This window comes from Flavobacterium plurextorum, assembly GCF_024638035.1.
Classification (GTDB): domain Bacteria; phylum Bacteroidota; class Bacteroidia; order Flavobacteriales; family Flavobacteriaceae; genus Flavobacterium; species Flavobacterium plurextorum.
Genome location: NZ_CP100442.1, coordinates 5,474,884 through 5,497,462 on the forward strand (window position 1 = coordinate 5,474,884; position 22,579 = coordinate 5,497,462).

Sequence of the window (22,579 nt, forward strand, 5' to 3'; positions counted from 1 at the left end):
TGTCTGAGTTGTAATTTACTTTATTTGTATATTAGCTTTGAATTGCAAAACTATCAATTATGTCAGAAAGCAAGAGAATTTCAAATCTATATCAATCCATTTATAATGGAAATCCATGGCTGGAAGTTACTTTGGCACATACTTTAGAAAATGTAAGTGCTGAACAAGCTTACAAGAAACCAAATCCTAATTTAAATACGATTTGGGAAATTGTAAATCACCTGATACAATGGAGAAGAAATATTTTAAAACGTGTTCAGGGAGAAACAATCATAACGCCGGATCATAATTATTTTGTTCCCGTTTTAGATCCGTCCGAAGCCGCTTGGGAACAGTCACTTCAAAATTTGGCTAAATCACAAGAATCATGGAATTCGTTTTTTGAGGATTTTGACGATGCTGATCTGGCAAAAATATATGCTGCAAACAATCACACGTTCTACGAACATATACACGGTATAATTCAGCATGATGTTTATCATTTAGGGCAGATTGTTATTTTGAAAAAACTTCTTTAAAAATAGTGTTATGAAAAACTCTCTCTTTTTATTCGTTTTTTTACTGCTAAATGCAATTGGATTTGCGCAGGAAACTGAAGTTAAATTTGATGAAAATTTAGCCAAATCTTTGAATGCAGATGAATATGGAATGAAAAAATATGTTTTCTGTTTATTGAAATCTGGAACAAACAAAACGGCCTCAAAAGAAGAAACCAAAAAACTTTTTGAAGGTCATATGGCAAATATCAACAAACTAGCCAAAGAAGGAAAACTGGTTGCTGCCGGTCCTTTTATGAAAAACGATCGAAATTATCGCGGCATTTATATTTTTAATGTAGAAACTGTTGACGAAGCAAAAGCTCTTGTTGCAACAGATCCTGCCATAAAAGCCAATTTGCTTGAAGCTGAATTAACACCGTGGTATTCGAGTGCGGCTTTGCAGGAAACGGTAAAAATACATGAGAAAATTGCCAAGACAAAAATGTAATCTCTTTATATGAAAACAGAAAAAGAAAAAATGATTGCGGGAGAATATTACTTACCAGGAGATCCTGTTTTAGTAAAAGACCGCCGAAAAGCAAAAATATTATTGCATACATTAAATGTAAAAGAATACCGCTTGACTAAAAAAGCAAAAGAAATTTTAAAAGAATTAATTCCTAATTCTGGCAGCAATTTTTATATCGAACCGCCTTTTCATTGCGATTATGGATACAATATAACTTGCGGTGACAATGTTTATTTTAACGTTAATTGTGTTGTTCTTGATAGTTGTCCAGTAAATATTGGATCAAATGTTTTTTTTGCACCAAATGTTCAAATCTACACCGCAACTCATCCGCTTGATGCTGAATTGAGAAAATCTTTAGAAAACGCAGAACCAATTTCAATTGGCGATGATTGCTGGATTGGCGGAAATTCCGTTATTTGTCCCGGCGTAACAATTGGCAAAGGTTGTGTTATTGGTGCAGGATCCGTTGTTACAAAAGATATTCCTGATAATTCTCTTGCCGTTGGAAATCCTGCCAAAGTAATTCGAAAATTAAATCAAGAACCTCAACAAAAAAACTAATGCTTACCTTAAATAAAATCCATCATATTGCCATTTTATGCTCGGATTATCAAAAATCTAAAACTTTTTATACTGAGATTTTAGGACTCTCTATTATTAGAGAAATCTATCGTGAAGAACGCCAATCGTACAAACTTGATTTGGCATTAAATGGCATTTATGTTGTAGAATTATTCTCTTTTCCAAATCCGCCGCAGCGTCCTTCAAGACCGGAGGCAGTTGGTTTACGACACTTGGCATTTGAAGTAATTAATTTAGAAGAAACTATTGCTTTCTTAACTTCAAAAAACATAGAAGCTGAACCTATCAGAATAGATGAAACGACCGAAAAACGTTTTACATTTATTGCTGATCCCGATTTATTACCAATTGAGTTTTATGAAAGATAGAAACTAAGGTTCAAAGGTGCAGAGGCTCAAAGGAACAAAGGTTTTTCTCTTTTTTTTATTTTATAGAACGGCTTGAAATAAGAATCTTTGAACCTTTGCTGCTTTGAATCTTCGCCCCTAAACAACCGATATACAAAGAAAAACACACTGAAAGAATTTTCTTGTTTATATACATTTTAACACACTATATTGAAGATTTTCTATTAAAAACCGATTTTGATGCTTAATTTTGTAATCCGCATAAAAAACCTGCGACTTACTTCTGATGAACAAAACGGCGAAAATCAAAAAAAATCATCAATTTATCAAATTCCGAAAATTAGTTATTGTATCTGTTTTAATTGGCTTTTTATCTGCCTTTTTAGGAATTTCACTTAAAAAAATCACTGAATATTACGAAGAAATCTTCTTTCACGAAGTATCGGTTCATCCAATATTCTACATTATTTTTCCAGTTTTCGGATTGTCTGTAATTTATTTCCTGAGACAATATCTCTTTAAGAAAAAAGAAAATAAAGGAATTAAAGAGGTTTTTGAAAGTACAAAAACCAAAAAAAATCTTCCTTCTTATAAAATTCCATCACATTTTATAAACGGTTTAATCACTGTTATTTTTGGCGGATCAACAGGAATAGAAGTTTCTACAGTTGTAGCTACTGCAACTATTGGATCTGTTGCTCATGAAAAAGAAAATGTCTTCCGTCAATATAAAACGGAATTAATTTGTGCGGGTGTTGCTGCTGGAGTTACAGCTCTTTTCAGCAGTCCAATTGCAGGAATCCTGTTTGCTTTCGAAGTTATTTCAAGAAAAGTAACTCGTGCATTTATTATTTCCAATGTAATTGCTGTTTCAATTGCATTCGGTTTACTTTCGATTTTAAAAGAAGAACCTCTATTTGCCGTGTCAATTACAACTTGGCATCTAAAAGCAATTCCGTATTTTATTCTTTTAGGAATTTTAGCTGGAATGAATTCTGTGTATTTAACACGATGTGTATTGTTCTTCAAATCTCAATTTGGAAAAATAGATACTCATTATTATAAAATCCTTATTGGCTCTGTAGTTTTAAGCATCTCATTATTTGTTTTTCCACAATTATATGGAGAAGGTTATCATGCTATAAAAGCTATTTTTGGAAACTCGGCCGAAATCCCATTAACCATAACATTAGCTTTAACATTTATTGGTATTTTAATTCTTAAACCAATCGTTACCTCAATTACATTGGCTTCTGGCGGAGACGGCGGCGTTTTTGCACCAAGTCTTTTTATTGGTGCATTTTTAGGATTATTACTCGCATCTGTTTTAAATACCTTTTTCAATCTGCATGTAATTCCAGTAAACTTTATGATTATTGGTATGGCAGCGGTATTAAGTGCTAGTATTCATGCGCCCTTTACGGCAATATTTTTAGTATGCGGTTTAACAAACGATTATACGTTGTTTTTACCAATTCTTGTCGTGTGTTTAATTTCTAAATACACTGCAAAAATGATTTATCCTCATACTGTTTATACTTATGCTCCAAGTTTAACAAAATAACAATTCAGAAACCAACTCACAAATCTCACAGATTTAAATACTAATCTTTAACCCTTTCTTAGTAAAATATACAAACATTAAATAATTATGCCCACTCCTAGAATTAAAAGAAGCTATCGCAAAACTCGTTATATTCTTTATAAAGAAACTTTAATTGACTACAAAGAACATTTTTGGTCATTTCTCGGATCATTTGTTGGCATTGGTATTTTAGCTTATGTACAATCTATACATTTTACAGGAAATGACGCTGTTTACTTAATTGGTTCTTTTGGAGCCTCAAGCGTTTTGGTTTACGGAATTATTCAAAGTCCATTTTCACAGCCTAGAAATTTAGTTGGCGGACACGTAATTTCGGCTTTCATAGGCGTTACAGTTCATAAACTAGCACCAGATATTATCTGGATCGCAGCACCTTTGGCAGTTTCACTTGCGATAATTTTTATGCAGATTACAAAAACTCTGCACCCGCCAGGAGGCGCAACAGCTTTGATTGCTATTATTGGCTCAGATAAAATTAAAGCTTTAGGATATTTTTATGTTGTTTCGCCGGTTCTTGTGGGGACTCTTATTTTACTTTTGACTGCTCTGCTTTTTAACAATATGACATCAAGCAGAAGTTATCCTAGTCATAGTACCTACCACAAACATTATCATAAAATCAAAAAGAGATTAACTGGTAAGTCATAAATGCTCTTGTAGACTCTTCATAACCTTGCCTCTGCTAATTTCGGAATCATTGAAAACTAAAAGATTCTGAAAATTCAACAAATTCATAAAACACACTAAATCACAGGAAAACAATAGTTTAAAATCTTTTCAACAAATCGTAATTCACAATTCGTATTTTGTTTTTTATATTTTACCTTTGACCTCTCAATAAAAACAAAGATTATGGTTTATAAATTTAGAGTAATTCTAGACGCCGAAGAAGATATTTTTAGAGACATTGCTATTCTTGAAGAAGATACTCTTGAAGATTTACACAATGCAATCTTCAACGCTTTTGGTTTTGACGGAATGGAAGTAGCTTCGTTCTACACCTGCGATGAAACTTGGAATCAAGAAGATGAAATTCCGCTTTTTGATACTGGTGATGTTCCTGGTGAACAAAGAACTATGAACGATTATCCATTATCTTCTATCTTAGATAAAGAAAATACCAAAATCATTTATGTTTACGATTTCATTCATATGTGGACTTTCTTAGTTGAATTGGCTGCTATTGAAGAGCAATCTGTTGGAGCTGTTTATCCAGAAACTTTATTCTCTCACGGAGAAATGCCTGATGATTCTGGCGAGAAAAATTTTGAAGCTGATATGCATGACGATATCTACGGCGAATTTGAAGATGATTTAGACGAAGACGATCTAGATATGTTTGAAGGCGATGACAGCTTTGAAGATTTTGGATTTGAGGAGAATTGGAATTAGTTTTTTTTTGAGGTTCTAAGGTTCTAAGATGCTAAGGTTTTTAATTTGAGAGTTTTTTCTTATTTTTAATTTTTCAAATTAAAAATAAATTAAACATGAGTAATTTTAGAAACCTACTTATCTGGCAGAAATCAATGGCCTTGATAACCAAAATTTATTCTTCAACAAACAGTTTTCCAAAAGAAGAAATCTTCGGATTAACTTCACAAATTAGACGTAGCTCGGTTTCTATCCCTAGTAATATTGCAGAAGGATTTGGCAGAGAAAGCGATAAAGATTTTTTACGCTTTTTAAACATTTCTATTGGGTCTTTATTCGAAATGCAGACTCAATTAGAGATTGCAAAAAACATTTATTACTTAAAAGAAAACGATTTTAATAACTTATATGAGGACAGTCGCGAAGTAGAAAGAATGTTAGTTTCTTTTATTAAAAAAATAAAAAGCAGAAACTAAACCTTAGTACCTTAGCATCTTAGAACCTCAGCACCTAAAAAAAATGATCAACTTATTCAACACCCACATCGAGACGCTTTCGATTCACCGCGTAGGGAACAAAAGCCGTAACGAAGCTATTTTTTTATCAGAACAACCATTTAATTTAAATGACGAAATTGTGCCTTTGATAAAAGAGTATTTCTTTAAACCTTTTAGAGAAAAGGAAGAAAACTATTATCAGTTTGCGCATGAAGTGGATTTGGATTATAATGACATGTTTAAATATGCGACTGAAATTTTTACAAATCCAGCTAATGTTCAGGAGATTTCAAAAAAAATTACGACGCATTTATTTGAGCAGTCTAACCATCCGCATATTAAAAACGGAGAAGTTTATGTTACGTACTTAACAAACTTAAGTATCGACAATAATGTAGTTGATGCGATCGGAATTTTTAAAAGTGAGTTACAGGCTGACTTTTTACAATTTGAAGAAAAAGACAGCAATCTTGAAATGATTTTACAACAAGGTATCAACTTGAGTAAACTAGACAAAGGATGTTTGATTTTTAATTATAAAAAAGAAGAAGGATATAAAATTCTAACTGTAGACAGCAACCGTTATGATGCACGTTATTGGTTAGAGCACTTTTTATCTGTTGATGCTTTTGAAGATGAAAACTTCATCACTAAAAAGTACTTGAAATTCTGTCAAAACTTCGCAAAAGATGTTGTTTTACCTGCAGAAGACAAAAAAGAAGAAGTTATGTTCATGAACAGATCTGTGAATTATTTCGCTAAAAACGATCAGTTTGAAGAACAAAATTTCTTAAATGAAGTACTTGATAATCCAGACTTAATTCCTGAATTCAAAAACTATAAAGTTGATAAAGGAGAAAAATACAGCATTGAAGATGTAACCTCATTCCCAATTGCAAACGCAGCAGTTTCTGACGCTAGAAAATCGATTAAAAACGTTATTAATCTAGATACACATATCCAGATTAAAATGGATTTCATCAATCCTGAAAGTGCAGAGAAATTTGTTGAAAAAGGCTGGGATGAAGAAAAACAAATGTATTACTACTTAGTTTACTTCAATAAAGAAGAAAAAAGCTAAGAGTTATTCATTTTCTATTACTTACTTAAAACGAAAAACGGCAGTTGCAATTTGTAACTGCCGTTTTTTATTGGCCGTTTTTGCACTATAAAAGATATTCTTTTCAAAACATCAATTAAACTTGATAGTGCTATAAACGAAAGAAATCGCAAAATGCGAAAGATTCTTAATTTATGCTTAATTTTGTATTTTAAAACCAAAACAAATGGATCGTCTTTTACACAACGAAAGTCCTTTCGAAACGATAATCTCATTTCATAAGCTAATTGAATCTTTTGAAGAAATTGCTTTATCTGATGTTGATTATCGATCTAATTATGCCAAAGCCATTTTAAAAGAGGTTGAAGCATATCCGGAATTTAGAACCGGAATTCACGACTACTCTATTATTAAAAATAACGAAGGTTTAATCAAAAATCTAGTTGCTGATTTATTTCCAACTGCGCTTACGCATAACGAGATAAAAGCAATAACAATTCCTTTTCAAAACGTTTCATTCAATTATACAGAACGTTTCAAGAAAATTTTGAGCAATGCCGGCGATGAATTTTATATGGAAATTCGTGATTTTGATGAACATCAATTTTACATCAACAATTGCTGCTTGATTTTAAGCGATTATTACAAACAAAATCTCGATTTCAACAGACCATTTTTTTATGATATTCCAGATGAAAATGGCATAGAAAAGCATTATAGAATTTTGTATAATGCCGATTTTATGGAAATAATTCCATCAGAAAAAGCAGTACATTTAACTCAGGATGATATCGATCTTCTTATTGATAATTATAATGATATCGATTTATGGAAATCAAAATTTCCTAAAGGAAGCTGGACTCTTAAAGGATTTGGTATTGTTTCTTTGTTTGATGCAACAACCGAAAGCGCTATTTCGAACTTAAAAAGTAATTTATTAAAACCTGAAACGACAAGAGTTGCTTCGACAGAAATAATTGAAAACATTTTTAAATCGATTTTTAAAATTTCAAATCTAAAAGTTGGTTTTATAATCTATAATCCAGAAGAAGAAAAATTCATTAGACCAATAAAATTTGACAATCAGCTTACCAGTTTTTTATTAAAATCGGATCAGGAAGTCGATTGTAAAAATGCTTTTTTTGGATGTTCTTTTGAAAATTTATTAGACAAAAAAGAACCGCTTGTTATTTCTAATGTTAAAAAATTCATTGAAGCTTCTTCAAACAAAAAACTTGGTGAACATTTATTAAAACAAGGAATTCAAAGCTGTGTTTTTGCTCCGGTTATAAAAGATGGTAATTTATTGGGTGTAGTCGAATTGGTTTCTGAAAATGCAAGAGAATTAAACAGCGTTAACGCAACAAAACTAGAATTAGTTTTACCGTACTTAACAGATACAATCGATCGCTATAATACCGATATGCAGCATCAGGTTGAAGCTATTATTCAACGTGAGTACACTACAATTCACCCAAGCGTTTATTGGAAATTCAAGAAAGAATCTCAAAATTACTTTCAAAATATAAATCATACGAAAGATTATATTTTTAAAGAAATTGTATTTAAAAATGTATTTCCGTTATACGGACAAATTGATATAAAAAGTTCATCTGAACATCGAAATGAAACTGTAAAAATAGATCTTCAAAATCAGCTTACAGCACTTCTAGAAATCTTTGACAATCAAAAGCCGAACTCTAATTTGGTTCTTTTGGAACAAAGAAAATTCGAGTTAGAATCGTTGCGAGACGAATTAGAATTTCCTTTGAAAGCAGATACAGAACAGCATATTCAGAGATATATCGAAGAAGAAATTCATCCGATATTAAAAAACACAAAAGACAATGCTAAGAATGTAAAATTGGAGGAATTGTATTTTGCAACTCTCGATGAAAAAACAGGAATGTTTTATCAAGAAAGAAAGAAGTTTGACAACGCGATGTCGATTATCAACAAAAGATTAGCTTCTGTTCTAGATAAAAAACAAATCGAGGCACAGCAAATTTATCCACATTATTACGAGCGTTTTAAAACGGACGGAGTAGAACATAATTTATATATTGGAGCTTCAATTGCACCAACAAAACCATTTGATATAATGTATCTGCATAATTTGCGTTTGTGGCAGCTGCAAACGTTATGCGAAATGGAATTGGCACATCATCAGCTAAAAGAATCACTGCCATACGAATTAGATGTTACTTCGTTGATTTTAGTATTTAGTTCTCCGCTTTCTATACGTTTTAGAATGGATGAAAAGCGTTTTGATGTTGACGGAACTTATAATGCCAGATATGAAGTTGTTAAAAAACGAATTGACAAATCGAATATTAAAGGAACTAACGAACGTATTACCGAAAAGGAAAAAATAACTATTGTGTATTCGCAAAACAGCGAAGAAGCCGAATATTTAAAATATATTAAATACTTGCAGCACACTAAAGTTCTTGAACCTGCCATAGAACAATTTGAGGTCGAAGATCTTCAAGGTGTTTCGGGCTTAAGGGCGATTCGAGTAAAAGTGATTAATAACACGGAGAATCCAGCGGTAAAAAAAATAACCTATCAGGATTTATTAGACGAGCTCAACTAATTAGTTGAGCTTTTTCTTTGATTATAAATACTGAACGCAGATCAAACGGATTCGCTATCGCGAAAACGCAGATGACCACAAATTGAAAAGTTTTTTTAAAAAAAATTTATTCCAAAATCCGCTTTTGTCAGCATTTTCGCGATAGCGAATCCGTAAAATCAGTGTCTAAATACGTACTTAAAATTAAATAGACTTAAAAGCGATTACAAACGCTATTACCGTAATAATTATTCCTACCATGAAAAAATTATAGGCAATACGCAGTAAATTGTACTTTCGCTGTAAAACCAATCCTAGGTAATATAAATCTTTGATCATTGTTGAATACAAATAATCTCGATCTTTCATCATTTCATTCATTGCCCAATCGTAATCTTCAAGAGGCATTTTATAGAAATTTCCAAAGAACATTAAATTCACTTTTTTCTCTTCAACATCAGCACGTGTAAAAAAACCAGAAGTTACTTTTGGCCGCGTAGAAAGTATTGCAAAAATAATGGTAACTACACTTGAAATCAGCATAATGAATGTTGGCAGTACCAAATGCGCATTTTTTGGACTGTCTAATTTTGGAATAATAGACGAAAGTGCAATCGAAATAATAATAGCATTAACAGATAACAGAATATTAGCTTTACTATCGGCAATACCGCTTAAACGTGTGTGATTTCCAAGAGTAACGCGAAATAAAGTATCAATACCACGATCTGGTTTTTCGAGTTTTTCTTTCTTTTTATTCTCCTCCTCTATTGCTTCGGCAGCTTTTAATTCTTGTTTATCAATTTTTTTTCGAACAAGAAGTAAATTTTTCTCTTTCAGCGGCTGCCATTTTCGCAGTGCATAATCTGTGTAAAAACGATGCTTATTCAATAAAAAATTCAAATTCTCTTTTGCCCATTCCGCATTAGAGAATGATATTTTTCCAGTATTTTTAAGTTCTAAACGTAGCAATTCGCAAGTGGTTACATATTCTGTCCCCATAAGATGAGCATAATCTGCATCTTTAATGATTTTTTCTAAATGCGTTTTAGGAACGTATTCTTTCTGTGTTGCCAAAATCAAACTGGCAACAGTTGCAATAAATTCTTCTGACTGTCCTTTTTCTTTCAAAAAAGCAGTCGCAATTTTCACACTCTCTTTCTCATGATTATCGTAACCATGTACATAACCTGTATCGTGAAACCAAGCCGCAATTATAAGAGCTTCTTTATCGCCGTCACTTACTTCCTCTTTCTTACATAGTTCTTTAACCGCAGTAACTACCGTTAATGTATGGTTAAAATTATGGTAAGAATATAAATTAGAAAGTTTATCTTTGAGTAAATTACTGACGAAATCTTCGGATTGATCTATTAGATTCATAAAGAATATTTTTATACCACTAAATTATGAAATTGTTTTTGGAAAATCATTTCATTGCTAAGATTAAAAACTATTTATTAGCAATTGCAACTCTTATATTAATTAGCTCTTGTGCCACGCATAAACCTCAATACGGAAAAAATGTAAGCGCTAATGAAACAGAAAACGCAACTGATACCATAAAAATTGCCCAAACCTTTTATCTTGTCGGAGATGCAGGAAATGCTGACGAAGAGCAAGCACAGCAAACTTTGGAGCTTTTACATCAAAGGTTAAAAAAAGCCGGTAAAAAGTCAACTTTGCTTTTTTTAGGCGACAATATATACCCAAAAGGTTTTCCAAGCGATAAAAATCCTGACGATAAAGCACTTGCCGAAACTAAACTTACTAATCAATTAAAACTGACTAAAGGTTTTAAAGGCAAAACAATTTTTATTCCCGGCAATCATGATTGGTACAGCGGTATAAAAGGTCTTGAACGACAAGCTGATTTTATAACTAATTATTTAAATGACAAAAAAGCTTTTTTACCAAGAAAATCATGTCCAATTGAAGGCGTGAAAATTGACAGTACAACAACTTTAGTAACAATTGACAGCGAATGGTTTCTTGAAAACTGGGATGATCACCCGACTATCAACGATAATTGTTCTATAAAAACAAGAGAAGATTTTTTTGATGAGCTGGAAAGCATTTTAAATAAAAATCAAGAAAAAACAGTTGTTTTAGCAATTCATCATCCTTTGTTGAGCAATGGAACGCATGGCGGACAATTCTCTATGGAAAAACAGTTATTTCCTCTTGAGAATAAAATTCCGCTTCCAATTATTGGATCTTTTATCAATTTACTTCGAAAAACATCCGGAATAAGTCCGCAGGACATTCAAAATAAGCAATATACTATTTACGCCAAAAGAATTAAAACGCTGTTACAGAAACAGAAAAATGTAATTGTTGTTTCTGGACACGATCACAATCTGCAATACATCAGCAAAGAAAATATTCAGCAGATTATCAGCGGAGCCGGATCAAAATCTGAAGCTGCTAGAGCTGTAAATCCTTACGATTTCTCGTATGGCGGAAATGGCTATGCAACTTTAACTTTATTTAAAAGCGGCGATGCTAAAGTTTCTTTTTATGGAAATGAAAACAATAAAGAAAAACTACTTTTTGAACGCGAAATAATCAAGGCTAAAGAAATTAACTGGGCGGCAGATATCCCGAATAACTTCCCGCCAAAAATAACAACTTCTATCTATCCGCCGAAAATGACTGAAAAAAGTATCTTTCATAAATTCTTGTTCGGACAGCATTACAGAAAATATTACAGCATGCCAATTGAAGTAAAAACGGCTACTGTCGATACTTTAATGGGAGGATTAAAACCTATTCGAGAAGGCGGCGGGCACCAATCGGTTTCCCTTAGAATGTCAGATCCAAAAGGCCGCGAATATGTAATGCGCGCCATGAAAAAAAGTGCTACTGCATTTTTACAGTCAGTTGCTTTTAAAGATCAATATGTTGTAAACGATTTTGCCGATACTTATGCAGAGAATTTCTTATTAGATTTTTACACTACATCACATCCATATACAAGTTTTGCAGTTGGAAATTTATCCGATAAAATAGGATTATCGCACACCAATCCTGTTTTATACTATATCCCCAGACAAAATGGCTTAAAAGAATTTAATGCGAGTTTTGGAGACGGATTATATATGGTGGAAGAAAGACCTGCTGACAATCATATTGACGCTAAAAACTTCGGAAATCCGAGTGATATAATAAGCACAGGTGACATGATGGCAAATCTCCATAAAGATGAGAAATATACTGTTGATGAAAAAGAATATATAAAAGCTCGTTTGTTTGATATGCTGATTGGCGACTGGGACAGACACAGTGACCAATGGCGTTGGGGCGAACATAAAAAAGACGGAAAAATTATTTACAAACCAATTCCGAGAGATCGTGATCAGGCATTTGTAAAATATGATGGAACTTTACTTTCTCTTTTAATGAATATTCCCGCATTGCGTCATATGCGTACTTTTAAAAGTTCTATCGACAATGTAAAATGGCTTAACAGAGAACCTTATCCTTTAGATTTGGCATTTTTAAAAACGTCTGAAGAAAAAGACTGGATTGCACAGGCAAAATTTATTCAAGAAAATCTATCGGACAGCGATATTGATAATGCTTTTAAAAGTCTGCCAAAAGAGGTTCAGGATGAAACGATTGACGAAATTAAGCAAAAGCTAAAAAGCAGAAAGAAAGAGCTTCAAAAATATGCAATACGCTATTCTGATGTTTTAAGTAAAACAATTATGATTGCGGGAACTGATAAAAAAGACAAATTTGTTTTGAATCATATTGCTAAAAACAAAATTGAACTTCAGGTTATCAGAATGAAAAAAGATGGCGACGAATTACAATACACAAAAACGATAAGTGACACTAAAACGAAAAATTTATGGATTTATGGTTTAGACGACAACGATGTTTTTGAAGTAAAAGGCGATCATAAATCGAACGTTAAAATTCGTTTAATTGGCGGTCAAAATAATGATGTTTATAATATTGAAAATGGACGAAAGGTTATTGTTTACGATTTTAAATCAAAAGAAAACACATATAACTTGGACTCAAAAACTAAAACTCAGTTAACTGACGATTATGATGTTAACTTATACAATTACGAAAAACCAAAATACAATGTAGTTTCTGGTCTGCCAAATATTGGATATAATCCTGATGATGGTGTAAAATTAGGTTTTAATATAAATTACACGGTAAACAATTTCAAACAGAATCCTTATACTCAAAAGCATGTATTAAATGGTTTTTACTACTTTGCTACAGGCGGTTTGGAATTTAATTATGCGGCACATTTTCCTGGATTACTGGGTAAATGGGTTATTGATGTTGAATCACAGTATACTACTCCAAATTTTGCCATGAACTATTTTGGATATGGAAATGAAAGTCAGAACAATGATGAGGAATTTGGAATGGATTATAACAGGGTTCGTATTCGAAAATTTAATGTATCGGGCGCTATTAGACACGTTGGACGATACGGAAGTGAATTTAGCTTTCAACCTATTTTTCAAAAAATGACAGTTGAAGAAACCGAAAATAGATATATTGATATTCCAAATATCGTAAATCCGATGGTATTTGACAGCCAGACATTTGGCGGTGTAAAAGTGAAATATCAATTTAAAAATTCTGATTTTGCTGCAAAACCAACTTTAGGAATGGCGTTTATGATTGCCGCCACTTGGACGACAAATTTGAGCGACACTAAACAAAATTTCCCAACACTGGAAAGTATTTTAGGCTTTACTCATAAAATCGATCATAACGGAAAACTGGTTTTGGCGACATACTTAAAAGGAAAAGCAATCCTTAATAACAATTACGAATTTTATCAAGGCGCTGCTTTAGGAGGCGACACCGATTTAAGAGGGTATAGAAACGATCGTTTTTTAGGGAATTCATATTTCTCTCAAAGCTCTGATCTTCGATTAAGTCTTGGTAAAATCGAACGTACGGTTGCTCCTTTGACTTACGGAATTTTAGGTGGTTTTGACTACGGAAGAATCTGGCTTGATGGAGAAAATTCAAGAAAATGGCATCAGGATTATGGCGGTGGTCTTTGGCTGAATGCAATCAATGTTTTAACAGCAAGAATCTCTTATTTTAAATCTCCTGACGAAGTAGGAAGAGTTATTTTTGGGGCTGCATATAGTTTCTAGAAAAAGGTGCTAAGGTTCTTAGATACTAAGGTGCTAAGTTTTTCCCTAGATAACGAAAAAAAAACAGCCACGAATTCATAAATTTTAATCATAGTAAATTCGTGAATTCGTGGCTGACTTTTTTTGCTAAAGTCTTAGTATCTCAGAATCTTAGTATCTCAGAACCTTATCTTATAGTTTAAATTCATAAACATTTCCTCCTGTCTTGTTCGCTTTTTCATCAGCGATAAGCAAAGTGGTATTGTCTTTAAAAGCAACGGCCTCTTTTTGAGAAAAATGGTTGAGATCAATTTCAGTCTGAGTTCCTTTGTGAAATAAATCTCCTTTAAAATCTTTAAATAAAACAATTTTGTCATGGCTTAGCAAAACCACTTTTTTCCCGTCAGGACTAATTGCTGCGCTGGTAAGCACGCAATGATTATAGTTATCGCAGGTTTTAAACTCTCCTATTTTGACTGCTTTTTGAGTTCCTTTTGCATTTTTTACTTTATAGATAAAAGCAGTTCCGTCAAAACCTTTACTTCTGTTCTTGGTAAAAAGATAAAAATAGCCGTTGTGCTCAAAAAAGCCTTCAACATCGTAAAACATTTCTTTTTTCTTTGGAGGAAATTCAGTCTGTTCTGGATAAGAGAATGAAATTTTATATTCGGCGGAAGCCACATCTTTATCCAATTGAGTTTTATCTACTTTATAAATGCATAAATCTTTACGTTCGTTATCATTATTTCCGAAATCACCAATATAAAGATTCCCTCCTTTATCTTTTGTTATGTCTTCCCAATCCACGTTTACTGCATTTGAAATCGTAATTGTTTTGGCTAATTTCCCGTCAGCATTTAATGCATAAACCGCATTTTTGTTTCCGCTGTCTTCTAAAGTATAAAGTAAATTTGTCTCAGGGAAATAAGTTATTCCAGATACCTCTTTTAACTTTTTTGGAAGTGAATAAAGCGTTTTTAAATCACTATTTGATTGTTGCTGGCATGCTAATAAAACAATAGAAGCTGCTACTAAAAAAGACTTTTTCATAAGACTGTTTTTTTTTTGAACCCTATAAGTGATATAAGAAAATTTAAGTTTTGCTATGTGAACTTATCTGGTTTATTCTTTTAAACTAAGTTTGTATTTTTAAAATTACGGGTAATAAATTCGAATGCTGCATGCATAATATGCCCCATTGATTTGGCGTTTTTAAATTTCATATCGTTTGTATATCGATACAATTCCATTTTCAATTGATTCAAATGCTCTTCAGTTGAAATGGTATCGTGACACATTATATTCAGCAATTTATGTATTCTCGTTTCGGCTGAATGTATACGTTTTGCCAAAATCGCTCTTTCTTCATCTTTGTATTGAATAATGGAACGATCTTCTAATTTCTCTTTTATAAGCTGCATCATCGGATAATTTTCTTTAAAAAACTGCGGACGATACACTTTAAAATTTCCTTCGTAACACTGCTGATCAAAATCAATAGGACGAATTTTATACACTACTTGATCAAAATCGTGAATAGGCACAATTACATAATTATAAGCACGCATATCTCCTAAAAGCCTGATCATACAACGTTCATTAAACTTTACAAACTCCTTTGCAATCTGAGATTTTTCCGTTTCAGTACAATTGTGCAGTAAAGTATCCATAAAAACATCGCCCGGAATCCCTATAATATGTTCTTCGATCAAGGTGTCTTTATAGACCAAAAAGTTTATTTTATCCGGTGAAAGAATATCTTCCAATTCAAGTCCGTAAATCCTCGAAGCATCTGCTTTTTTAATATAAAAATGAACATAATTGTCATTCAGAATATTTCTAACCTTAATTCGAAATGGTTTTGAATTTCCAAAAGTACAATAGTCAATTGCATCAATATTTAGAAACTGAATGATATCACTATTTCCATCAGAATGTAAAAGCGAATAAATTTTCTTTAGATTCAAATCGATTTCATTTCTTTCGAACTCGCTGTAATAAACCCGAATCCACAAAGTATCCGTTTCATTTTTATCATATACATTGACCGAGCCGGAAAAACGCAATAAGTCATCGTAGAACACAGATACTTTCGAAATACGTTCGTATCGTTCTAAATAACTTAATAATGGACGTGTTAAAGGATAAGTAGGTTTCTTTAACACCATTAAAGGTTCGCTCATTTTGAATATCTTTATTACAAATTTACACGAATAAGATGATAAAAATAAATTTGGCGTAACAATATCCAACTTGCTTCGTCTTACTAAAAAACTAAAACCACAATTAACTTGGAAACCATATTAACTATCGAGAATCTCAGTAAAAGATACGGACGCATTCATGCGCTTCAAAATGTATCTTTTAGCATTAAAAAAGGACATGTTTACGGAATTTTAGGTCCAAACGGAAGCGGAAAATCAACGACTTTAGGAATCGTTTTGAATGTTGTAAACAAAACTTCCGGCGATTACAAATGGTTTGACGGCAAAGTACAAACGCATGAAGCTCTAAAAAAAGTTGGCGCTATTATAGAACGTCCCAACTTTTACCCTTACATGACTGCCGAAGAAAACCTTAAACTGGTTTGCAAAATAAAAAGCATTGATTATTCTAAAATAAATGAAAAACTGACTCTTGTAGGTTTAACCGAAAGAAAAGACAGCAAATTCAGCACTTTTTCTTTAGGAATGAAACAACGTCTTGCAATTGCATCGGCATTATTAAATGATCCAGAAATTCTAATTTTGGACGAACCTACAAATGGCTTAGATCCGCAGGGAATTCATCAGATTAGAGATATTATTAAAGAAATTGCATCGCACGGAACAACCATTTTATTGGCTTCGCATTTACTAGACGAAGTCGAGAAAGTATGCTCGCATGTTGTTGTTTTACGCAAAGGCGAAATTTTATATTCAGGCTCAGTTGATGGCATGTCTGCCAATGAAAGTTTCTTTGAACTGCAGGCAAATGACAATTTAGCTTTAAAATCAGTTTTAACAGAGCATCCAGCTGTAGATAAAATCAAGGAAGCCGATGGAAAAATTTTGGTACATCTAAAATCCGATTTATCAGCTTCTGAACTGAATTTGTATTTGTTTTCTAAAAATATTGCTTTGAGCCATTTGGTAAAACGCAAAAATAGTTTAGAAGCACAATTTTTAGAACTTACACAAAAAGCCACTATCAAAAAAAACTAAGCCATGAACAGACTTGTCTCTATAGAATTACAGAAAATCTGGAAAAACAAAGCCAGCAAAATTCTTACTTTAACTTATTTTATCCTTCTTTCATTTATAGCATTAATTGCATCTATAAAATTTGACTTAGGTGTTTTTAAATTTCATTTGGCAGAAATGGGAATCTTTAACTTTCCTTTTATCTGGCATTTTAACACTTATATCGCAGCATGGCTGAAATTTTTTCTAGCTATTGTAATTGTTTCAATGATGGCAAATGAATACAGCTACGGTACATTGAAACAAAACTTAATTGATGGTTTAAGCAAAAAAGAGTTCATTTTATCTAAGTTTCTTACGGTTGTACTTTTTGCATTATGCTCTACCATTTTTGTTTTTGTAATGAGTTTATTGCTTGGATTAAGTTTTTCATCGTACACTGAATTTGATGTCATTTTCATGGATTTAGATTATTTGCTTGCCTTTTTTGTAAAACTAGTTGGATTCTTTTCTTTCTGTTTGTTTTTAGGAATCTTGGTAAAACGATCTGCATTTGCTTTGGGATTTTTATTAGTCTGGAGTATTCTTGAAGGTATCGCAAAAGGTTTATTAGTTTTCAAACTATTTCCTGAAAGCACAACAGGATATACTATAATGAAGTTTTTCCCGCTGGAAGCGATGTCAAATTTAATTATAGAACCCTTTTCAAGACTTTCAGTTATCAAAAATATCGGAGCTCAAATGGGCGTAAATGATGTTAAAGATTATAGCGTAAGTTATACTTCGATATTGATTGTTTTAATCTGGACTTTCTTGTTTATATACTTTTCTTACAAACTATTAAAAAATCGAGATTTATAGTATATTTGTTATACTATGATTCCAGTAAAACGTTTTTTATTTATTCTATTTTTATGCTGTTTATCTGCAAAGATGAATGCGCAGGTAATCACTATTGACGACACAAAAACACCAACACAGTTAATTGAAAATATCTTAATTAATAGTTCTTGTGCCAATGCCTCGAATTCGACAGGTCGCGGCGATACTTTTAGACTTGGAAAACAGAGTTTTGCTTATTTTAACAGTAACGGAAGCAGTTTCCCTTTTAGAGAAGGAATCGTTTTAGCCACTTCAACAGCTCAAAGTGCAATCGGCCCCTTTGTTAGTAACCCAAATGATGGTTCTGATGATAGTATTTCATGGGGTCGTGACACCGATTTGGATCAAACACTTGGTATTAATTCAATAAATACAACGGTTCTGGAATTCGATTTTATTGCGAACACAAGTTCCTTGAGCTTTAATTATATTTTTGCTTCTAATGAATATCAATATGATTTTCCATGCAGATATTCTGATGGATTTGCTTTCTTAATCAAAGAAGCTGGAACTGCTGATCCTTATAAAAATTTAGCAGTAATACCTAATACAAATACGCCGGTTTCTTCTGTAAATATTCATCCAAAAATTGATCCGGGATCAAGTGTTGGAGGCATTAGTTATCCTGGTTGTGCAGCTTCAAATGAAAGTTACTTTAACGGGCGAAATACAAATACAAGTCCAATAAATTTTGCTGGACAAACTGTCGTAATGACTGCTAGCAGTATAGTAACTGCAGGAAAAAAATATCATGTAAAACTTGTAATAGGCGATGCTGACGTTAGATATCAAACTTCAGCAATTTTCCTTGAAGCAGGAAGTTTTGCTTCTAAAATTGTTCTTGGCGAAGATCGCACAATTGCAAATAATAATCCTGCCTGTTTTGGAGAAAGAATTACTTTAGACAGTAAACTATCAGCCGCTGATTATACTTTTAAATGGTATAAAAAAGACAATCCTGCTATTACTTTAGGTTCGGGTTCAACTTATGAAGTTACAGACGCAGGAAATTATGTAGTTGAAGCCACTGTAATAAGTACAACGTGCATATTATCTGGAGAGATAAAAATAGACTATGCTTCAGAAATCCAGTCAACAGATACCTCTTTACTGCAATGTGATGATAATACAGACGGGATTTCGATTTTTGATTTAAGCAAAGTAAACAATATTGTAAAAAATAATGTTGCTTCGATTTTAAATGAAGGCTTTTATGAAACACTGACTGATGCTCAGAACAAAACAAATAAAATTGCAGTACCAAACCGATATGTAAATAATGCACCAAATCAAATTGTTTACGCCCGTCTTGAAAATCAATTTGGCTGTTCTAAAATTGCCGAAGTAACTTTAGAGATTGCAAATACATCTATGGCTGATCCAAATCCAATAAGCATTTGTGACCAAGATCAAATTCAAGATGGATTTTATCAATTTGATTTAGATAGAGATGTTACACAACAGCTTGGTCTTATGGCTGGACTAACAGTTAATTACTATGCAACCGCAAATGATGCTGTAACAGAAACAAATCAGCTGCCAAATATTTTTAAAAACACAACTGCATTCAATCAAACTATTTATGGCAGAGTTGTAAATGGACCAGATTGTTACGACATTATTCCAGTTCCTCTTGTGGTAAACACATTTGACCCGCCAAATTTTGAAAATGAATCTATTTTTCTATGTAAAAATAGTGATGTGACACTAACTGTAGATTCTGGTTTTAGCAGTTATTCTTGGAATACGGCACCGGGAAACACCACAAATTCATTAACTGTTACTGCTCCGGGAGATTACGCTGTAACTGTAACAAATGCAAATGGCTGTAAAAGAACTAAAACCTTCAAAGTTATTTTATCAGAACCTGCAACATTGACAGGAGCGACTGTAAAAGATTTTTCAGGAAACGATAATTCAGTTTTGTTAGAATATACTGGAGTTGGAGACTACGAATTCTCATTAGACGGTGTTACGTTTCAAGATGATCCGTTATTTACCAGAGTAGCTGCCGGCACTTATAATGCTGTTGCCAGAGACAAAAATGGCTGCGGATTATCAAGCAATATTACTATATATGTATTAGATTATCCAAGATTTTTCACACCAAACGGAGACGGATATAATGATTTATGGTTTATCAATGACATCGAACATCTTCCTAATTTTAAAATTTATTTTTTTGATCGCTACGGAAAATTACTAAAAGAAATGAATCAAAACAGCATTGGATGGAATGGAATTTTTAATGGCCAGCAGCTTCCATCTGATGATTACTGGTTTACTTTGACTTTTGTAAACGGCAAAAGCGTGAAAGGCCACTTTACTTTAAAAAGATAAAATATTAAAATCCATTACTTAAATTCCGAATTCAAATTGCTTAAAATTCGGATTTAGACCATAAAGAAAATCCCAAACTCCATAATGGAATTTGGGATTTTTTATATTGAAATTTAAAATTACTAAACTTTAAATCTTTTTCTATCAGTTTCAGTCAAATAGATTTTTCTTAAACGAATAGATTTTGGTGTAACCTCTACGTACTCATCTTTTTGAATATACTCTAAAGCTTCTTCAAGAGAGAAAATAATTGGAGGGATAATTCTAGCTTTTTCATCATTTCCAGATGAACGAACGTTAGATTGTTTTTTCTCCTTAGTTACGTTTACACACATATCATCACCACGTGAGTTTTCTCCAATTACCTGACCTTCGTAAATTTCAGCATTTGGTTCAACAAAAAACTTACCACGATCTTGTAATTTATCGATAGAATAAGGAATAGCTTTTCCTTTTTCCATAGAAATCAATGAACCTTTGTTACGTCCAGAAATTTCTCCTTTGTAAGGCTCATATCCAATAAAACGGTGTGACATAATAGCTTCACCAGCCGTAGCTGTAAGCAATTGATTTCTTAAACCAATAATTCCACGAGAAGGAATATTAAATTTAATGATCATACGCTCGCCTTTAGTCTCCATACTTAACATTTCACCTTTACGAACTGTTACGAATTCAACTGCTCTACCTGAAAGATTTTCTGGTAAATCGATTGTTAATTCCTCAATTGGCTCACATTTTTTACCATCAATTTCTTTGATAATAACTTGCGGCTGACCAATTTGTAACTCATAACCTTCTCTTCTCATTGTTTCAATAAGAACAGATAAGTGAAGTACTCCACGACCAAAAACCATGAATTTATCTGCAGAATCAGTTTCACCTAACTTCATAGCTAAGTTTTTCTCTAATTCTTTTGTCAATCTTTCTCTAATATGACGAGAAGTTACAAATTTACCTTCTTTACCAAAGAAAGGTGAATCATTAATTGTAAACAACATACTCATTGTAGGCTCATCAATAGCAATAGAAGCTAAACCTTCAGGGTTTTCGTTATCAGCAATAGTATCACCAATTTCAAAACCTTCAATACCAACTACAGCACAAATATCACCTGCAATTACTTCTGCAACTTTTTTACGTCCAAGACCTTCAAAAGTATGTAATTCTTTGATTCTTGATTTTGTAACAGTACCATCTCTCTTTACTAAAGATATTGCCATACCTTCTTTCAAAATACCTCTTTCTAAACGACCAATAGCAATACGCCCAGTAAAAGCAGAGAAATCTAAAGATGTAATTAACATTTGAGGAGTACCTTCAGAAACTTTAGGAGCTGGTACATTAGCAATAACCATGTCTAATAAAGGCTCAATGTTTTCTGTTTGGTTTTTCCAATCGTCAGACATCCAGTTGTTTTTAGCAGAACCGTAAACAGTTGGGAAATCTAACTGCTCTTCTGTAGCACCTAATTCAAACATTAAGTCAAAAACTTTTTCATGAACTTCTTCAGGAGTACAGTTTTCTTTATCAACTTTATTGATAACTACACAAGGCTTCAAACCTAAATCGATAGCTTTTTGTAATACAAAACGAGTTTGCGGCATTGGCCCCTCAAAGGCATCCACTAATAAACATACACCATCGGCCATGTTCAATACACGTTCTACTTCACCTCCAAAATCCGCGTGGCCAGGAGTATCGATAATATTGATTTTTGTTCCTTTATATTGAACAGAAACGTTTTTAGAAGTAATAGTAATACCTCTCTCACGCTCTAAATCGTTATTATCAAGAATTAAATCACCTGTATTTTCGTTGTCACGAAATAATTGACAGTGATACATAATTTTATCAACCAAAGTGGTCTTACCGTGATCGACGTGGGCAATAATTGCAATATTTCTAATAGATTCCATTTGTGTTTTTTAATGGGTGCAAAAGTACACTTTATTTTCTAAAAAAAAACGTTTCTGTGATAGTTTGCGTATATACAAGTAATT

At 32.6% G+C, this 22,579-nt stretch carries 18 protein-coding genes; 14 read left to right on the top strand and 4 right to left on the bottom strand.

Features of this window, described 5'->3' with window-relative positions:
* Nucleotides 1–59 precede the first annotated feature (59 nt).
* From NLG42_RS23725 to NLG42_RS23770, 10 genes are all read left to right on the top strand, one after another.
* Nucleotides 60–518 (top strand): DinB family protein, encoded by a 459-nt coding sequence (locus NLG42_RS23725; protein WP_099719476.1) that lies wholly within the window; start codon nt 60–62, stop codon nt 516–518.
* Nucleotides 519–528: 10 nt separating this feature from the next.
* Entirely contained in the window at nt 529–987 is a 459-nt protein-coding gene (locus NLG42_RS23730; RefSeq protein WP_089056200.1) for a YciI family protein, read from the top strand.
* A gap of 9 nt (nt 988–996) precedes the next feature.
* Entirely contained in the window at nt 997–1,572 is a 576-nt protein-coding gene (locus NLG42_RS23735) for a sugar O-acetyltransferase (RefSeq protein WP_089056201.1), read from the top strand.
* Complete coding sequence (gene gloA2, locus NLG42_RS23740) at nt 1,572–1,961, top strand: SMU1112c/YaeR family gloxylase I-like metalloprotein (protein WP_257682611.1); 390 nt, start codon at nt 1,572–1,574, stop codon at nt 1,959–1,961. The genes NLG42_RS23735 and gloA2 overlap by 1 nt, the downstream gene beginning before the upstream one ends.
* A gap of 265 nt (nt 1,962–2,226) precedes the next feature.
* Nucleotides 2,227–3,504 carry a chloride channel protein gene (locus NLG42_RS23745; RefSeq protein ID WP_089056203.1) on the top strand — a complete coding sequence of 426 codons (1,278 nt, stop codon included), beginning with the start codon at nt 2,227–2,229 and terminating at the stop codon, nt 3,502–3,504.
* A gap of 87 nt (nt 3,505–3,591) precedes the next feature.
* Nucleotides 3,592–4,194, top strand: a complete 603-nt coding sequence (locus tag NLG42_RS23750) for an HPP family protein (protein ID WP_089056204.1) — start codon at nt 3,592–3,594, stop codon at nt 4,192–4,194.
* Between the two features lie 204 nt (nt 4,195–4,398).
* A complete protein-coding gene (locus tag NLG42_RS23755; RefSeq protein ID WP_089056205.1) occupies nt 4,399–4,938 on the top strand; it encodes an IS1096 element passenger TnpR family protein in 540 nt (179 codons plus the stop codon).
* Nucleotides 4,939–5,033: 95 nt separating this feature from the next.
* Complete coding sequence (locus NLG42_RS23760; protein WP_257682612.1) at nt 5,034–5,393, top strand: four helix bundle protein; 360 nt, start codon at nt 5,034–5,036, stop codon at nt 5,391–5,393.
* A 43-nt stretch (nt 5,394–5,436) separates the two neighbouring features.
* The gene (locus NLG42_RS23765) at nt 5,437–6,495 is read left to right on the top strand and encodes a nucleoid-associated protein (RefSeq protein ID WP_089056207.1); all 1,059 of its coding nucleotides are present in this window, start codon (nt 5,437–5,439) and stop codon (nt 6,493–6,495) included.
* A gap of 205 nt (nt 6,496–6,700) precedes the next feature.
* Nucleotides 6,701–9,070, top strand: coding sequence for a GAF domain-containing protein (locus tag NLG42_RS23770; RefSeq protein WP_257682613.1), 2,370 nt, complete (start codon nt 6,701–6,703; stop codon nt 9,068–9,070).
* Nucleotides 9,071–9,253: 183 nt separating this feature from the next.
* Here the strand turns inward: NLG42_RS23770 and NLG42_RS23775 are convergent, their stop codons facing one another.
* Nucleotides 9,254–10,432: a Pycsar system effector family protein gene (locus NLG42_RS23775; RefSeq protein WP_257682614.1), complete on the bottom strand. Its 1,179-nt coding sequence runs from the start codon at nt 10,430–10,432 to the stop codon at nt 9,254–9,256.
* A 26-nt stretch (nt 10,433–10,458) separates the two neighbouring features.
* On the opposite strand from NLG42_RS23775, the gene NLG42_RS23780 reads away from it, so the two are divergent.
* Nucleotides 10,459–14,193: a metallophosphoesterase gene (locus tag NLG42_RS23780; RefSeq protein WP_257682615.1), complete on the top strand. Its 3,735-nt coding sequence runs from the start codon at nt 10,459–10,461 to the stop codon at nt 14,191–14,193.
* 171 nt (nt 14,194–14,364) lie between these two features.
* Here NLG42_RS23780 and NLG42_RS23785 read toward each other — a convergent pair whose 3' ends face one another.
* The gene (locus tag NLG42_RS23785) at nt 14,365–15,222 is read right to left on the bottom strand and encodes an SdiA-regulated domain-containing protein (protein WP_257682616.1); all 858 of its coding nucleotides are present in this window, start codon (nt 15,220–15,222) and stop codon (nt 14,365–14,367) included.
* Between the two features lie 80 nt (nt 15,223–15,302).
* Complete coding sequence (locus NLG42_RS23790) at nt 15,303–16,355, bottom strand: hypothetical protein (RefSeq protein ID WP_089056212.1); 1,053 nt, start codon at nt 16,353–16,355, stop codon at nt 15,303–15,305.
* 108 nt (nt 16,356–16,463) lie between these two features.
* On the opposite strand from NLG42_RS23790, the gene NLG42_RS23795 reads away from it, so the two are divergent.
* The 3 genes from NLG42_RS23795 to NLG42_RS23805 are packed head-to-tail and all read left to right on the top strand — an operon-like array spanning nt 16,464 to nt 20,576.
* Entirely contained in the window at nt 16,464–17,375 is a 912-nt protein-coding gene (locus tag NLG42_RS23795) for an ABC transporter ATP-binding protein (RefSeq protein WP_099719483.1), read from the top strand.
* 3 nt (nt 17,376–17,378) lie between these two features.
* Nucleotides 17,379–18,215: an ABC transporter permease gene (locus NLG42_RS23800; protein WP_099719484.1), complete on the top strand. Its 837-nt coding sequence runs from the start codon at nt 17,379–17,381 to the stop codon at nt 18,213–18,215.
* Nucleotides 18,216–18,230: 15 nt separating this feature from the next.
* A complete protein-coding gene (locus NLG42_RS23805) occupies nt 18,231–20,576 on the top strand; it encodes a T9SS type B sorting domain-containing protein (protein ID WP_257682617.1) in 2,346 nt (781 codons plus the stop codon).
* Nucleotides 20,577–20,698: 122 nt separating this feature from the next.
* Here the strand turns inward: NLG42_RS23805 and typA are convergent, their stop codons facing one another.
* Nucleotides 20,699–22,495 (bottom strand): translational GTPase TypA, encoded by a 1,797-nt coding sequence (gene typA, locus NLG42_RS23810; protein WP_089056216.1) that lies wholly within the window; start codon nt 22,493–22,495, stop codon nt 20,699–20,701.
* Nucleotides 22,496–22,579 lie beyond the last annotated feature (84 nt).